This window comes from Streptomyces exfoliatus (assembly GCF_000725545.1).
Lineage (GTDB): Bacteria > Actinomycetota > Actinomycetes > Streptomycetales > Streptomycetaceae > Streptomyces > Streptomyces exfoliatus.
Map to the genome: position 1 here is coordinate 219,873 of NZ_JNZP01000013.1, position 16,340 is coordinate 236,212.

11 protein-coding genes are annotated in these 16,340 nt (G+C 73.3%); 9 read left to right on the forward strand and 2 right to left on the reverse strand.

The window, feature by feature from the left end; genetic code table 11:
• Nucleotides 1–8: 8 nt before the first annotated feature.
• The 5 genes from iolB (at nucleotide 9) to IO20_RS0116780 (ending at nucleotide 8,131) form a co-directional block, all read left to right on the forward strand.
• Nucleotides 9–836 (forward strand): 5-deoxy-glucuronate isomerase, encoded by an 828-nt coding sequence (gene iolB / locus IO20_RS0116760; RefSeq protein WP_030552980.1) that lies wholly within the window; start codon nucleotides 9–11, stop codon nucleotides 834–836.
• Between the two features lie 92 nt (nucleotides 837–928).
• Nucleotides 929–2,797, forward strand: a complete 1,869-nt coding sequence (gene iolD / locus IO20_RS0116765) for a 3D-(3,5/4)-trihydroxycyclohexane-1,2-dione acylhydrolase (decyclizing) (protein ID WP_030552982.1) — start codon at nucleotides 929–931, stop codon at nucleotides 2,795–2,797.
• 14 nt (nucleotides 2,798–2,811) lie between these two features.
• Nucleotides 2,812–4,314 (forward strand): CoA-acylating methylmalonate-semialdehyde dehydrogenase, encoded by a 1,503-nt coding sequence (locus tag IO20_RS0116770; RefSeq protein ID WP_030222036.1) that lies wholly within the window; start codon nucleotides 2,812–2,814, stop codon nucleotides 4,312–4,314.
• A gap of 239 nt (nucleotides 4,315–4,553) precedes the next feature.
• A complete protein-coding gene (locus IO20_RS0116775; RefSeq protein WP_030552984.1) occupies nucleotides 4,554–7,259 on the forward strand; it encodes a CocE/NonD family hydrolase in 2,706 nt (901 codons plus the stop codon).
• Complete coding sequence (locus tag IO20_RS0116780) at nucleotides 7,256–8,131, forward strand: ABC transporter permease (protein ID WP_030552987.1); 876 nt, start codon at nucleotides 7,256–7,258, stop codon at nucleotides 8,129–8,131. Before IO20_RS0116775 ends, IO20_RS0116780 begins: the two co-directional genes overlap by 4 nt.
• 9 nt (nucleotides 8,132–8,140) lie before the next feature.
• Here IO20_RS0116780 and IO20_RS0116785 read toward each other — a convergent pair whose 3' ends face one another.
• Nucleotides 8,141–8,860: a helix-turn-helix domain-containing protein gene (locus IO20_RS0116785; RefSeq protein WP_030552989.1), complete on the reverse strand. Its 720-nt coding sequence runs from the start codon at nucleotides 8,858–8,860 to the stop codon at nucleotides 8,141–8,143.
• A 280-nt stretch (nucleotides 8,861–9,140) separates the two neighbouring features.
• Here IO20_RS0116785 and IO20_RS0116790 point away from each other — a divergent pair, with 280 nt between their 5' ends.
• From IO20_RS0116790 to IO20_RS0116805, 4 genes are all read left to right on the forward strand, one after another.
• Complete coding sequence (locus IO20_RS0116790) at nucleotides 9,141–10,742, forward strand: vWA domain-containing protein (protein WP_037635695.1); 1,602 nt, start codon at nucleotides 9,141–9,143, stop codon at nucleotides 10,740–10,742.
• Nucleotides 10,743–10,775: 33 nt separating this feature from the next.
• Complete coding sequence (locus tag IO20_RS0116795; RefSeq protein ID WP_030552993.1) at nucleotides 10,776–11,243, forward strand: anthrone oxygenase family protein; 468 nt, start codon at nucleotides 10,776–10,778, stop codon at nucleotides 11,241–11,243.
• A 369-nt stretch (nucleotides 11,244–11,612) separates the two neighbouring features.
• The gene (locus tag IO20_RS0116800; protein ID WP_030552995.1) at nucleotides 11,613–12,497 is read left to right on the forward strand and encodes an AfsR/SARP family transcriptional regulator; all 885 of its coding nucleotides are present in this window, start codon (nucleotides 11,613–11,615) and stop codon (nucleotides 12,495–12,497) included.
• A gap of 182 nt (nucleotides 12,498–12,679) precedes the next feature.
• Nucleotides 12,680–14,704, forward strand: a complete 2,025-nt coding sequence (locus IO20_RS0116805; protein WP_030552997.1) for a helix-turn-helix domain-containing protein — start codon at nucleotides 12,680–12,682, stop codon at nucleotides 14,702–14,704.
• Between the two features lie 86 nt (nucleotides 14,705–14,790).
• Here IO20_RS0116805 and IO20_RS0116810 read toward each other — a convergent pair whose 3' ends face one another.
• Nucleotides 14,791–16,053, reverse strand: coding sequence for an IS701 family transposase (locus IO20_RS0116810; RefSeq protein WP_030553000.1), 1,263 nt, complete (start codon nucleotides 16,051–16,053; stop codon nucleotides 14,791–14,793).
• Nucleotides 16,054–16,340 lie beyond the last annotated feature (287 nt).

Here is a 16,340-nt window from a genome sequence, read left to right on the forward strand (position 1 = left end):
GATCCGCCATGAACTCCGACCCGACCGCTCCCTCCCTCCACCTGCCCGCCGGGACCGCCGCCCAGGGCCCGTACGCGCTTCACATCGATCCCGGTCGGGCCGGATGGACGTACTCCGCCCTGCGGGTCCTCACCCTCGGACCGGGGGAGATCCACTCCTTCGGGAGCGGGGATTCCGAATGGGTCGTGCTTCCCCTCTCCGGTGCCTGTAGCGTGCGCGTCGACGGCGAGATCCTCGAACTCCTGGGCCGCGCGAGCGTGTTCGACGGAGTGACCGACTTCGCCTATGTACCGCGCGACGCCCACGCCCAGATCGCCTCCGGTGCGGGAGGCCGCTTCGCTTTGGCAGGAGCGAAGTGCGAGCGACGACTCCCCGCCCGCTACGGCCCCGCGCCGGAGGTTCCCGTCGAGACGCGCGGCAGCGGCGACCGCGCCCGCCGGGTGCGGAACTTCGCCTCGGCCGACGCCTTCGACTGCGACCGGCTCATCGCCGTCGAGGTCGTCACTCCCGGCGGCAACTGGTCCTCCTACCCGCCGCACAAGCACGACGAGCACCGCCCGGGCGCCGAGTCCGTCCTCGAAGAGATCTACTACTACGAGATCGAGGGCCCGCGGGGCCTCGCCTACCAGCGGATCTCCCCCTCCCGGCCCGGCGGCACGGAACTCCTCGCCGAGGTGCGCGACGGCGACGCCGTCCTCGTACCGGACGGATGGCACGGCCCCTCGATCGCCCAGCCGGGGCACGACCTCTACTACCTCAACGTCATGGCGGGCCCCGGCCCCGAGCGCGAGTGGAAGATCTGCTTCCACCCGGACCACACGGAGGGATACGCATGAGCAGGCGCTACGAATGAGCAGGGACCAGTGAGCAGGGGAGACCAATGAGCAGGGATCAGTGAGCAGGGGAGACCAATGAGCAGGGGATCCGCATGACCATCCGGCTGACCGTCGCCCAGGCGCTCGTGCGCTTCCTCGCCGCCCAGTACACGGAGCGCGACGGAGCCCGGCACCGGCTGATCGCCGCCACCTGGGGCATCTTCGGCCACGGGAACGTCGCCGGGATCGGCCAGGCGCTCCTCGAAGAACCCCGCATGCCCTTCCACCAGGGCCGTAACGAACAGGCCATGGTGCACGCCGCCGTCGGCTACGCACGCCAGCGCAACAGGCTCTCCGCGCACGCCGTCACCACCTCCATCGGCCCCGGCGCCACCAACCTCGTCACCGGCGCCGCCCTCGCCACCGTCAACCACCTGCCCGTCCTGCTCCTGCCCGGCGACACCTTCGCGGGACGCCCCGCCGACCCCGTGCTCCAGCAGCTCGAAGTCCCGTACGCCGGCGACGTCTCCGTCAACGACTGCCTGCGCCCCGTCTCGAAGTACTTCGACCGGATCGGGCGCCCCGAGGCCCTGATCCCGGCCGCGCTCGCCGCGACGCGGGTCCTCGCCGACCCCGTGGAGACCGGTGCGGTGACCCTCGCGCTGCCCCAGGACGTCCAGGCGGAGGCGTACGACTGGCCGGAGGAGTTCTTCGCCGAGCGGACCTGGCGGGTCCGCCGCCCCTCCCCTGACGAGCACGAACTGACCGCCGCCGTCGCGGCGATCGGCCGGGCCACCCGTCCGCTGATCGTCGTCGGCGGCGGTGTCCGGTACAGCGGGGCCGAGGAGGCGCTCCACGACTTCGCCACGCTCACCGGCATCCCCGTCGCCGCCACCCAGGCCGGCAAGGGAGTGCTCCCGCACGGCCACCCCCAGGACGTCGGCGGCATCGGCCACACCGGCACCGCCGTCGCCGACCACCTGGCCCGCACCGCCGACGTGGTCCTCGGCGTCGGCACCCGCTGGACCGACTTCACCACCGCCTCCGGCACCCTCTTCGGCCACCCGGACCTGCGGTTCGTCAACCTCAACATCGCCGCCTTCGACTCCCACAAGATGGCCGCGCTCCCGCTCGTCGCCGACGCGCGCGAAGGCCTGGAGCAGCTCCACGCGCTCCTCGACCCGCACCACGTCACCGCGCACTACGTGCACGAGTACGCCGAGGAGAAGCTCCGCTGGCAGACCCGCGCCGACGCCGCCTACGCCGTCCCCGACGAGGACGCCCGCCCCACCCAGGCCCAGGTCCTCGGCGTACTCGACACTCTGGTCGACGCGAGCGACATCCTGATCAACGCCGCCGGCTCGCTCCCCGGCGACCTCCACAAGCTGTGGCGGACCCGCTCACCGGACCAGTACCACGTCGAATACGGCTACTCGTGCATGGGCTACGAGATCCCGGCGGCCGTCGGCGTCCTCCTCGCCGCACCCGACCGGCCCGTCTGGGCCCTCGTCGGCGACGGTACGTACCTGATGAACCCCACCGAAATCGTCACCGCCGTGCAGGAGCGCCTCCCCCTCAGGCTGATCGTCCTCCAGAACCACGGCTACGCCTCCATCGGCGGCCTCTCGGAGGCGGTCGGCGCCGAGCGGTACGGCACCGACTACCGGCACCGCGACGCGGACGGCGGCTTCACCGGCCCGCCGCTCCCCGTCGACCTCGGCGCCAACGCCGCCTCCCTCGGGATGCGGGTGCTGCGCCCCCGCACCATCCGTGACCTGCGCGAAGCCCTAGCGGACGCGCGGGCCGCGACGGTTCCCACATGTGTCTACGTCGAGACCGAAACGCCCGACACTGTGTCGGGCCCGCCCCCGGCGCAGGCGTGGTGGGATGTGCCCGTGGCCGAGACCTCGACCCGCCCGTCGGCGGTCAAGGCCCGGGAGGAGTACGACCGGCACGTCACCGCCCGACGCCGCCATCTCTGAAGGAGTAACTCGTCATGACGAAGACCGTCCACCACTGGATCGGTGGCAAGACCGTCGAGGGCACGTCGGGCAACTGGGGCCCGGTCACGGACCCGGCCACCGGCGCCGTCACCACCCAGGTCGCGCTCGCCTCCGTCGAGGAGGTGGACGCCGCCGTCGCCGCCGCGAAGGACGCCTTCGCGACGTGGGGCACCTCGTCCCTCGCCCAGCGCACCACGATCCTCTTCAAGTTCCGCGCGCTGCTCGACGCCAACCGCGACGCCATCGCCGAGCTGATCGTCGCCGAGCACGGCAAGGTCCACTCGGACGCCCTCGGCGAGGTCGCCCGCGGCCTGGAGATCGTCGACCTGGCCTGCGGCATCACCACCCAGCTCAAGGGCGAGCTCTCCACCCAGGTGTCGAACCGGGTGGACGTGGCCTCGATCCGCCAGCCGGTCGGCGTCGTCGCCGGCATCACGCCCTTCAACTTCCCGGCCATGGTGCCGATGTGGATGTTCCCGATCGCCATCGCGACCGGCAACACCTTCATCCTCAAGCCCAGCGAGAAGGACCCCTCGCCGGCCTTGAAGATCGCCGAGCTGCTCGCGGAGGCGGGCCTCCCGGACGGCGTCTTCAACGTCCTGAACGGCGACAAGGTCTCCGTGGACCGACTCCTGGAGCACCCGGACGTCTCCGCGATCTCCTTCGTGGGCTCGACGCCGATCGCCCGCCACATCCACACCACCGCCTCCGCCAACGGCAAGCGCGTCCAGGCGCTCGGCGGCGCGAAGAACCACATGCTGGTCCTCCCGGACGCCGACCTCGACGCGGCGGCCGACGCGGCCGTCTCGGCGGCGTACGGCTCCGCGGGCGAGCGCTGCATGGCCATCTCGGCGGTCGTGGCCGTCGGCGCCATCGGCGACGAGCTGGTGCAGAAGATCCGCGAGCGCGCCGAGAAGATCAAGATCGGCCCCGGCACCGACCCGACCTCCGAGATGGGCCCGCTCATCACGGCCGTCCACCGCGACAAGGTCGCCTCCTACGTCCACGGCGCGGCGGACGAGGGCTGCGAGGTCGTCCTCGACGGCACCGGGTACACGGTCGAGGGCCACGAGAACGGCCACTGGATCGGCCTCTCCCTCCTGGACCACGTGCCCACCACGGCCAAGGCCTACCAGGACGAGATCTTCGGACCGGTGCTCTGCGTGCTGCGCGCCGAGACGTACGAGGAGGGCCTCGCCCTCATCAACGGCTCGCGCTTCGGCAACGGCACCGCGATCTTCACCCGCGACGGCGGCGCGGCCCGCCGCTTCCAGATGGAGGTCGAGGCCGGCATGGTCGGCGTGAACGTGCCGATCCCGGTGCCGGTCGGCTACCACTCCTTCGGTGGCTGGAAGGACTCGCTCTTCGGCGACCACCACATCTACGGCACCGACGGCGTGCACTTCTACACCCGCGGCAAGGTCGTCACCACCCGCTGGCCGGACCCGTCCGAGGCCCCGGCGGGCGTGGACCTGGGCTTCCCGCGCAACCACTGACAGCACTACCGAGGTGCCGACAGTACCGATGCGCTGACAGCACCGGGACGCTGACAGCACTGAGGTGAGAAGGCCCCGGGCCGCTTCGGCGGATTCCCGGGGCCTTCTCGCCGTGCCGGGAGTACCGGCCGGATACCGCGCCCGTGGTACGGGGCCGTGGCACGTACGACCTCAGGAGGGCGGGCGCCTCCGTCCCCGGGCAGCAGAGGTCCACAGCCGGCCCGCATAGGCTCGACAACATGCGACTCCGACTTCCCCGGTGGGCCGCGGTCACCGCCGTCCTCGCCGTCCTCGCGGGTGCCGGCACTGTGACCGCCGTCGCCTCGGACGATCCGCCGCCCGTGCACCGCGCGGACCGGATGCTCGACCTCGACGGGGTAAAACTCGACACCTCGTACTTCACCGGGGGCGGTGACGGGCGCAGGCCCGCCGTCCTCCTCGGCCACGGCTTCGGCGGCTCCAAGGACGACGTCCGCGCCCAGGCCGAGCAGCTCGCCCGCGACGGTTACGCCGTCCTCACCTGGTCCGCGCGAGGCTTCGGTGCCTCCACCGGGCAGATCGGCCTCAACGACCCCGACCACGAGGTCAGGGACGCCAGGAAGCTGATCGACTGGCTGGCCGCCCGGCCCGAGGTCCTCCTGGACAAGGCGGGCGACCCGCGCGTCGGCGTCACCGGCGCCTCCTACGGCGGCGCGATCTCCCTGCTCGCCGCAGGGCACGACCCGCGCGTCGACGCCATCGCCCCGCAGATCACCTACTGGAACCTCGCCGATGCGCTGTTCCCCCAGGGCGTCTTCAAGAAGCTGTGGGCCGGCATCTTCTTCTCCGCCGGAACGACGGCACAGCCGGGCGCGCAGCAGGGCACCCAACCGAGCGCACAGCAGGGCGTCCAGCCGGGTGCCGCCGCGGGCAAGGCCGCTGCCGACGCCTGCGGGCGCTTCACCCCCGAACTGTGCGCGCTCTACCAGCGGGTCGCCGTCTCCGGGAAGCCCGACGCCGCCGCCCGCGCCCTCCTCGAAGCCCGTAGCCCCTCTGCCGTCGGCGCCAGGATCAAGGTGCCCGCCCTGCTCGTCCAGGGCCAGTCCGACTCCCTCTTCACCCTGGCCCAGTCCGACGCCATGGCCAAGACCCTCACCGCCAACGGCGCCCCCGTCGCCGTCGACTGGATCTCCGGCGGCCACGACGGCGGCGACCGCGAGACCGAGCGCGTCGAGCGGCGCATCAGCGGCTGGTTCGACCGCTGGCTGAAGCGCGACACCTCCGTCGACACCGGTCCCGCCTTCCGCGTCAGCCGCACCGGCGGCGTCGACTCCACCGACGGTCAGGCCACCCTGCGCGCCGCGACCGCCGACCGCTACCCGGGGCTCACCGCCGGCACCACGGCCGTCCCCCTCGCCGGACCGGCGCAGACCTTCGCCAACCCCGCGGGCGCCGCACCGCCCGCCGTCTCGGCCGTCCCCGGCCTCGGCGGCGGCGTCGCAGGACTCTCCTCGCTCGGCGTCGGGATCTCCCTCGACTTCCCCGGCCAGCACGCCCGCTTCGACGCGAAGCCACAGACCGAGCCGCTCCGGATCACCGGCACCCCGACCGTCCGCGTCAAGGTCACCTCCACCGCCGCCGACGGCTCCGCCGTCCTCTTCGCCAAGGTGTACGACGTCGGGCCCGACGGCCGGCAGCAGGTCCTGCCCGCCCAGCTCGTCACCTCCGTCCGCGTCGACGGAGCCAAGGCGGGGAAGAGCCTCGCGCTCACGCTGCCCGCGATCGACCACGAGGTGGAGGCCGGGCACCGGCTCCGGCTCGTCGTCGCCGCCACCGACCTCGGCTACGCCTCCCCGGTCGCCCCCGCCGGCTACACCGTCGCCGTCGAGAGCCCGCTCGCCGTCCCCACCGCGCCCGGCCTCGACACCCAGGCCGCCACGCTGCCCTGGTGGGTCTGGGGCCTGCCGCTCCTCGGCCTCGCCGTCGCCGCCGCGCTGCTGCTGACCGCCCGCCGCCGTACCACCGCCCCCGCGCCCGACCCCGAACTGGCCGCCGTACCGCTCCAGATCGCCGGGCTCTCCAAGAAGTACAAGGGCGGCGACCGGTACAGCGTCCGGGACCTCTCCTTCCGTGTCGAACAGGGGCAGGTCCTCGGCCTCCTCGGGCCGAACGGCGCGGGCAAGACCACCACCCTGCGCATGCTGATGGGCCTGATCACCCCCGACGAGGGCGAGATCCGGGTCTTCGGCCAGGCCATCAGGCCCGGCGCCCCGGTCCTCTCCCGGGTCGGCGCCTTCGTCGAGGGCGCCGGCTTCCTGCCGCACCTGTCAGGACGGGAGAACCTGGACCTGTACTGGAAGGCCACCGGCCGCCCAGCCGAGGACGCCCATGTCGACGAGGCCCTGCGGATCGCCAACCTGGGCGGCGCCCTGGAACGCGCGGTCCGCACCTACTCGCAGGGCATGCGGCAGCGCCTCGCCCTCGCCCAGGCCATGCTCGGCCTGCCGGACCTGCTCATCCTGGACGAGCCCACCAACGGACTCGACCCGCCGCAGATCCGCGAGATGCGCGAGGTGATGATCCGGTACGCGGCCGGGGGCCGTACCGTCATCGTCTCCAGCCACCTTCTCGCGGAGGTCGAACAGTCCTGCACCCACCTCGTCGTCATGGACCGGGGACAGCTGGTGCAGGCGGGGCCGGTCGCCGAGATCACCGGGTCCGGCGACACCCTGCTCGTGAGCCTGGCCCGGGAGATCGACGACGCGCTCGTCGAGAAGACGGCCGCCCTGCCCGGCGTCGCCGCGGCCACCCGCGCAGACGGCGGACTCCTGGTCCGGCTCGACGGCACCGACGCGACCGCCCTCATCGGCGAACTCGTCCGCCTGGACGTGCCGCTGACCGGGGTCGGACCGCACCGCCGCCTCGAAGACGCGTTCCTGACCCTGATCGGAGGCGGAGCCGCATGAGCACCCCCACCACCACCCGCACGGGCACGGCGGAGTCCGCCCCCGGCTACCGGCCCGGACGCACCCTGCCGCTGCGCGTCGAGGCCCTGCGTCAGTGGAAGCGGCGCCGCACCCTGGTGATGGGCGGCATCCTGATCGCCCTGCCGTTCATCCTGGTGATCGCCTTCGCGATCGGCGGCGAGGACAACGACCGCAACGGCCGCATCACCCTGATGGACACGGCGACCGCCTCGGGCGCCAACTTCGCGGCGACCTGCCTCTTCGTCTCGGCCGGTTTCCTCCTCGTCATCCCGGTGGCGCTGTTCTGCGGGGACACCGTCGCCTCGGAGGCGAGCTGGTCCTCGCTGCGCTACCTCCTGGCCGCGCCCGTGCCCCGGTCACGGCTGCTCGCCTCCAAGCTGACCGTCGCCCTCGGCTACAGCGCCGCCGCGATGGTCCTCCTCCCGCTCGTGGCCCTGGCCGTGGGCACGGTCGCCTACGGCTGGGGGCCGCTCCAGCTGCCGACCGGCGGTTCGGTGCCGGCGGGGGACGCGCTGTTCCGTATCGCCGTCGCCGTCGCGTTCGTCTTCGCCTCCCAACTGGTCACGGCCGGGCTCGCCTTCTGGCTGTCCACCCGCACCGACGCCCCGCTCGGCGCGGTGGGCGGCGCCGTCGGTCTGACCATCGTCGGCAACGTCCTGGACGCCGTCACGGCGCTGGGCGACTGGCGCGAGTACCTGCCCGCGCACTGGCAGTTCGCCTGGATCGACGCGCTGCAGCCGCAGCTGGAGTGGGGCGGCATGGTGAAGGGAACCGCGATCTCCCTGACGTACGCCGTGGTCCTCTTCGCGCTCGCCTTCCGTGGCTTCGCCCGCAAGGACATCGTGTCCTGAGGCCAGACGTCACACCCACCCCCTTCGAGCCGCTTCCGCGCCCGCGCGGAAGCGGCTCGTCGTGCCGAGGGCGGCCATCAGCTCGCCCACCCGGCGGCTGTACGTCCGCGCGGACATGCCGAGTCGGGTCGCCGCCGTCTCGTCCGTGAGCCCCGACAGGAGGGCGTCGAGCACCGGGCGCAGCTGCGGCGGCAGATCGCCCGGAGGGGGAGGCGGCGGCGGTATGTACGTCAGCTCCTCGGCCGCGGCCCAGCAGGCGTGATGGGCGCGGACGAGGGCCTGCACCACCACCGGGTCGCGGATCAGCAGCAGGCCGTTGTAGAGCAGCTCCAGGTCGAGCGGGACCGCGGCCACCGCGCGGTCGACGACGATCATCTTGAAGGGGATGGCCTCCGCCAGGCGGGCCCGGCCGGGCATCGCGAGCCCGCCTTCGAGCCGGGGCAGGGCGTGCCGCGGCACGATCCTCCTGACCTCGCCGGCCCGCTCGGCCGCCGCCCGCATGCACGCCCCCGCCAGTTCGAGGAACGGCCCCGGGATCGCGCAGCCCGCCGAGGCGACCGGATCGTCGAAGGTCAGCAGCTCGTACCGGGTGGAGGCGGCCAGCCCGGCGAGCGCCGCGCTGATGCGCCGCGCACCCCGGACCGGGCGCCCCGCGGGCCGCTGTCCCTCGGTCGCGGCCCGGTTCATCGCCGAACGGGCGAGCATCACGGAGCCCGCGCTCTCTGCCACCGCTGACCACCCCCGCCCGATCGATGTCCACTCCATGTACGCATGCGACTGCACACGGTGACAAGCCCTGTTGAGAAGGATGGCGAATCCATGCCATCCGTCGCCACCCCCTCGCCGTTGCAGCATCGAGATCCATCCGCAACCCCTTCGACGGCTCCCAACGGCCCTTTCGTTCGTCACATTCACAAGTGCCGGATCAAGAGGGGGAGATGACATGGGACGAACCACCACTAGGACAGACAGGGCAGACAGGGCGGACGGGGTGGACGGGGTGGACGGGGTGGGCAGACGCGGACGGGGCCGGTTCCGGGCCACGATCGCGGGCCTGCTCGCCGCGGGACTCGCCGTCGCCGGCTGCGGGGCGGGCGAGGAGAGAAGCACCGCCGACCGGTCGGACCGGTCGGGCCGGGAGTCCGGCGGGATCGCCCCGGCGGTCCCCGACGGCGGCGGCACCGCCCGCCCCGACGGGGCGAACGAGGGCGAGGTGCGCTCACCGGCCCCCGCCCCCGACTACCTGTCCACCTTCGCCCTGGACGTGGACACCGCCTCGTACGGGTACGCCCGCCGCACCCTCGCCGAGGGGCGGCTGCCCGAGCCGGGGACCGTGCGCCCGGAGGAGTTCGTCAACAGCTTCCGTCCGGACTACCCGCGCCCGGCGGACAACGGCTTCAGCGTGACCCTCGACGGGGCCCGCACCGGGCAGGACGGCTGGTCCCTCGTCCGCGTCGGGCTCGCCACCCGGGGCGCGGACCGGGGCGCCGAACGGCCGCCCGCCGCCCTCACCTTCGTCGTCGACGTCTCGGGATCGATGGCCGAGCCGGGGCGGCTCGACCTCGTCAAGGAGTCCCTGGGTCTGCTCGCCGACCAGCTCCGCGACGACGACTCGATCGCGCTCGTCACCTTCAGCGACGAGGCCGAGACCCGGCTGCCGATGACCCGCGTGGGGGAGGACCGGGGCCGGATCCGCGAGGTCGTGGACTCGCTCGCGACGAGCGCCTCCACCAATGTCGAGGCGGGCGTCCGCACCGGTTACGACGTCGCCGTCCAAGGCCACCGCAAGGGCGCCACCAACCGGGTCGTGCTGCTCTCCGACGCGCTCGCCAACACCGGTGCCACCGAGGCCGGGACGATCCTGGAGCGCATCGAGGAGGAGCGCCGGCGATACGGGATCACCCTGTTCGGCGTCGGCGTCGGCAGCGAGTACGGCGACGCGTTCATGGAACAGCTCGCCGACAAGGGCGACGGCCAGACGACGTACGTCTCCAACTCCGCGCAGGCCCGCAAGGTCTTCGTCGACCAGCTGCCCTCCCACGTGGAGCTGCGGGCCCGCGATGCCAAGGCGCAGGTCGCCTTCGACCGGCGGACCGTGGAGAAGTTCCGGCTGATCGGCTACGAGAACCGGGAGGTCGCCGACGAGGACTTCCGTGACGACCGGGTCGACGGCGGCGAGGTGGGGGCCGGGCACACCGTCACCGCGCTGTACGCGGTCAGGACCAGGCCGGGGGCGACGGGTCCGGTCGCCACCGCCACCGTCCGCTGGCTCGACCCGTCCACCCGGGCCCCGCGCGAGCGGTCCGGCAGCGTCGGCACGGGCGGGCTCACCGGAGACATCTGGGGCGGCGGCCACGACAGCCTGCAACTGACCGCCATCACCGCCTACTTCGCGGACGCCCTGCGCGGCGGCGGGCTGCCGGGCGCCCCGGGGCTGAGGGCGCTGGCGGAGCGCGCCGAGGCGATCTCCGGCCGGTCGGGTTCGGCGGTGGTGCGGGAGCTGGCCGAGGCCGTACGGCAGGCCGAGGGGCTGATGGGCCCCGGCGGCGGCGCCCCGGGTGAAGAGCCTTCCCGCGAGGGAGAGTTGAGATCGGGGGACCCGTACAGCTGACGCGCGTGGCGGGCGGCGGGTCACAATGACCGCATGGCCTCCCTGCTGCTCGCCCTCGCCGTCGGATGCACCGGTCTGTACGCCGGATTCATGCTGATCTTCCAGACCGGGATCATGCCCGCGCTCGCCCGCCTCACGGACGCCGAGTTCGTCACGGCGATGCGCCGGATCAACGAGTACGTGCCGAAGGGCGTGTTCCTGACCGTCTTCCTCGGCGTGGTCGCCCTGCCCGCCGCCGCCCTCTTCGTCCCGGTCGACGGGCGCACGGACACCCAGAAGTGGCTGGTCCTGGCGGGGCTGGTGTGCGCGGTCCTCAACCACCTGGTCACCATCGGCGGCAACGTCCCGCTCAACAACGCGCTGGCCGCGTCGGAGGCCCCGGGCGACGACCCGGCGTCGGTCCGGGCCGCCTTCGAGAAGCGCTGGAACGGTTTCCACCGTGTCCGTACGGCTCTGATCACCGTCGCGTTCGGTCTCCTGACGGCCGCCGCCGTCCTCTAGAGCCGCCTCTTGAGCCTCTTGAGCCTCTTGAGCCTCTTGAGTCGCCGGTAGAGCCTCGGGAGCCGGACCGGAACCATACCGAGCGCCCGGATTCTGGCGTGAACTCGCGCGTGTCGAACCCTCCGGCATCCGCAAGGACCCTGCGAAAGCGTACCCCCGAGTCCGGAAACAGCCTTCCGAGGGGTACAGCTCTGCGCCAGTGACGAAAACCTGACGCACCAATACTCCCGCAAAGGGGGTGAATCACCCCGATATCCCAGACCCGGATTCCGTACCCTCCGGTTTCTTATTGACATGCCTACGGGGGTCTTTTCTAATCAACAAGAGTCATCCCGCGCGCAGACACCGCACAGGCACTGAGGGGGCAAGGTGGACGTCCGGATCCTGGGGGGACTGTCGGTACGTGAGAACGGGGTCTCGATCACCCCGACCGCGGCCGCGCCCCGGCAACTCCTCGCCCTGCTCACGGCCAGCGCCGACCAGGTCGTCCCCGTGACCGTGCTGACCGAGGAACTCTGGCCGTCCGGCGCGCCGCGCGGCGCCCGCGCCGAACTCCAGGCCCACATAGCCGAGCTGCGCGCCCTCATCACGGCCGCCCTGCTGCGCGGCACCGAACCGGCGGATTCCGACTCCGACTGGCCCGACCGGCGCTCCGCCGACGCCATCCTCGTCTCGCAGCCCGGCGGTTACCGCCTCGACACCGGCGGCGGCGCCCACGACGTCTGGCAGTTCGAGCGCGCGGCGGGCGCCGGCTACCGCGCGATGGAGGCCGGCGACCTCCCGCGCGCCGCGCTCCGCCTCGGCGAGGCGCTCGCCCTGTGGCGCGGCGAACCCTACGCGGGCGTCGCCGCCGGCCCCCGCCTCCGCCGGGAGATCGAACGCCTCGAAACCTCCCGGCTGAGCGTCCTCGACCAGTGGGTGGAAGCACAGCTGGGCCTCGGCCGGCACGCCGACCTCGTCTCGGAACTCTCCGGACTCGTCGCCCGCTACCGCACCAACGAGCCCCTGCACGCCCACTACATGGTGGCCCTGCTGCGCTGCGGACAGTACGACGAGGCGCTGACCGTGTTCGAGCGGCTTCGCGTGGCCCTCAAGGGGGAGAGCGGCATGGAGCCCTCGGCCCGCCTCCACCGTCTCCAGCGCTCGGTCCTCACCGTGCGGAACACCGTCGCCCGCCCCGTGTACGCGCCCCGCGTCCCCTCCCAGTACGACCCGGCACGGTCCCGGCTCGTCCCGGCGGGCTCCGTCGGCTGACCGCCGGGGCGGCCCGGGCAGGCCGCGACCGGCTCCGCCGGACGGGGCTCACGGCCCCGCCACCGGGAATGAAGTGCGGCAACTCACCGTTGACCGACTCCCGAAGCCGAATTAGTTTCGGCGAGCAGTACGGGTTTCCGCCCAGGTGCCCGATTTTCGCTCGACCACGGGGGGACGGGACCATGACCTTGCACGGCGCCGACGGAGCCGGTGGTGCCGACGCGCTGCTCACGGTCCTCGAACTGCTCGCCCAGCAGGCCCCGCCCGCCCGCTTCGACGCGTTCCTCGACGAGGCCCGCCTCTCCGGACTCGCCGGCGACGAACTCCACCGCCTCGAACGGGCCGTCGCACTCGCCGGCGAGGCCCGCGCCGGAGCCGAGCACCAAACGCGCCGCGAAGCCGGACTCGCCACCCTCACCGACACCGCACGCGACCTGACCTCCTCCTACGACCTCGACAGCCTGCTGCGCGTCATCACCCGCCGCGCCCGCCGGCTCCTCGGCCTCGACCTGGCGTACGTGACCCTGCGCGGCCCGCACGGAGCCTGCTACGTCCACACGACCGAGGGCTCCCGCACCGGCCGCACCGACGGACCGCGGCTCGCCCCCGGGCTCAGGATCGCCGAGGGGTACGGGCTCGGCGGCGCCGTACAGCTCCACGGCGAGGCCGTCTGGACCGCCGACTACCTCGCCGACGAGCGCTTCGCCCCCTCCGGTTCCCTCGACGCCGGAGTCCACGCCCCGGCCTTCGACGAAGCCGCCGAAGCGGCCCTGCGCGCCGAGGACCTGCACGCCATGATGGCCGCGCCGCTGCGCAGCGGCGACACCGTGATCGGCGTCCTGCACGGCGCCGACCGCCGCGTCCGCGACCACACCGCCGAGGAGATCGGGCTGCTCGCCGCGCTCGCCGACCTCGCCGCACTCGCCGTCGAGAAGGCCGGACTCCTCGACCGGACGCGGGCCGAGGTCTCCGAACTGGAACGGGACAGCTCCCGGGTCCGCACCAGCCTCACCCGCATGCGGCACGTCAGCGAGGCCCACGGCCGCATCATGAACCTCGTCCTCGCGGGCGGCGACCTGTGCCACGTGGCCAAGGCCGCCGCCGACGCCCTCGACGCCAGCGTGATGATCCGCGACCCCGGCGGCCGCTGCCTCGCCACCGCCGGCGACATCCCCGGTCTCGACGAGGAGGCCGTCGCCAAGGCCTCGCTCGACGCGCACGCCCGCCGCCGCCCGGTCCTCGCCGCCGACGACACCTGGGTGGCCCCCGTCATCGCCGGCTCGGAGGACCTCGGCGGCCTGATCATCCGCGCGGCCGGCGGCCTCACCGGCGAGGACGAGCGGCTCCTCGAACTCGCCGCCCAGTCCTTCGCCTTCCTCCTCCTCATGCGCCGCTCCACGGCCGTCGCCGAAGGCCCCGTCCGCGACGAGCTCCTCGACGACCTCATCGCCGACCCGCCGCACGCGCCGCAGCAGATCGCCCAGCGGGCCCGCCGCCTCGGCGTCGACCTGCGCAAACCGCACGTCCTCGTGCTCGCACGGCCCGAGGGCGGCGAACAGGGCAGGGCCGTCGTCTGGGCGTCCTCGTACGCGTACCGCCTCTCCGGTCTGAAGACCGTGCAGGGCGGCTGCATCGTGCTGCTGCTCCCGGGGATCGACGCCTCGGCCGCCGCCAAGGCCGTCGCCGCCGAACTGTCCCCGCTGCTCGGGCACCCCGTCTCGGTCGCCGCCGCCGGACCCGGCTGGAGCCCGGACGGCGTCGTGCGGATGTACCAGGAGGCCGGGCGCTGCCTGGACGCGATGAGCGCGCTCGGCGGCACCGGCTCGGCGGCCTCCGTGCAGGACCTGGGCTTCCTCGGGCTGCTGCTCTCCGACGACAACGACGTCGACGGCTTCGTCGAGGCGGCGATCGGACCCGTGCTCGACTACGACGCCGAGCGGTTCACCGACCTCACGCACACCCTGGAGGCGTACTTCGCCTCCGGCGGCAGCCCGACGAACGCCGCCGAGGCACTGCACGTCCACCCCAACACGGTCTCCCGCCGCCTCGAACGGATCGGTGAACTCCTCGGACCCGAGTGGCAGAAGCCGGGCCAGGTCCTGGAGGTCCAGCTGGCCCTGCGCCTCCAGCGCACCCGCGAGGTCCTGTCCCGCGGCCGCGCCGCCACCGGCCCCGACCCGTCGCCGGGCCCGGCCGGAGCACGCTGACCGACGGGACGCGGGCGCGTGGGCGCGTCCGGGGCTTCCGCGCGTACGGATGTCCCGTACGCGCGGAACGACGGTCAGCCGGTCCGTCAGCTGGCCGTACGTCCCGAGCGGTAGCCGGTGCCGTAGGGCGCGTCCCAGTCGTTCGCGGCCAGGACCGTCGCCGCGTGGGCGGCCGAGGCCAGCGTGATGTGCCGGTGCCAGCCACGGAACGAGCGGCCCACGAAGTCCCGGAGTCCCGCCTCCTCCCCGACCTCGGCGAAGTCCCGCTCCACCCGGCGGCTCAGCTTCGTCAGCCGCACCAGGGAGCCGACCGGGGAACTGGTCAGATCGCTGATCCACACCCGGGCGGGGGCGCGCCGCGGGTCGTCCCACTCGCCGAGCAGCACGAGCGGACGCATCCGCTCCCCGCCCGGCGTGGGCAGCGCCACCCGGACGGCCGTGGCGAGCGAGGTCCGCGAGGTCCGGGCGCCGGCCACGGTGTCGACCCAGCTCACCGGCCTGCGCAGGCCCTTGAGCGAGTCCAGGATCTGCAGGGCGGACAGCGGGCCCGCCCCGAAGCCGGGCAGCGACCGGTCGGCGATGGCGAGCCGGGAGCCCGGGTTGATCCGGGCGACGACCGGCACCCCCGCCGCGGAGAGCCGGGTGAGGGCCGCGCGCCCCGCGCCGCCCCGGATGTCGAGCAGTACCGGCTTGCGGGTGACGTCGGACCAGCGGGCGGTGTCGAGCGCCGCGGCGACCGCGCACTCCTCCAGGGTCTCCTCGCCGGCCTCCTGGGGGACCTCCGCGCGGTCGCGCCGGGTGCGGTCGTTGACCCAGGGGTCCGGCAGGAACAGGCGCCAGTTGACGGGAACGCTCAGCTCCTCGCCGGCGAACCACACCCCGAACGCCTGCTGGCCGTGGAAGACCTGGCCGCGCTCCGGGTCGAAGCGCCGGTCCACGCCCACCGAGTGCTCCCCGGCCTTCGGGATCGGCATGGGCCGCACCACCCAGGCCTGCGGGCAGCTGTTCAGCTCCAGGAACCGGGCGAGCGCGGCGCGCATGGGCTGCCAGTCCCAGGTGGAGCTGGACACGAAGTGGTGCAGGCTCTGTTCGGCGGCCGGCCCGCCTATCTGGGCGGCGATGTTGCGGATCGACTTGCGGCCCTGCGCGGTGAGCAGGCCGTGCAGGTACTGCTCGGCCTTCAGGCGCTGGTCCCGGCGCGGGAAGCCGGAGAACAGCGCGGCACACAGCTCGGCGTAGACGTCCTCGCGCGAGCCGCCCGCGCGGACGGACCTGACGACGCCCAGGGGAGCGGCCGGAGGAACAGCCCCGGTGACGGCCCTGCGCTTGATTGCGACGGATGTACTCACGACACTCCTGCCCGAAGGTTGCGCAGCTCCCTCCCGCTGCCCCACCACCGTCCCCCGGCACCACCGTCCGGGACGAGGTGTACCCGGCACCCGAATCGGCCGCCGGATGGTGGCCGGACCACCCCCCGCCGTGTCGTCGCAGGTCGGAGGGGTCTCAGGACCTGTCCGCGCCTCTCCAGCGGACCCCGGCCACGGCCCTCCCGGACGCCCCGGGGGGATCTGACACACTCGCCCGACCGGCTTTGACCCGTCGCAGGGCGTGGCCGGACCATCGCAGAGCGAGGCCG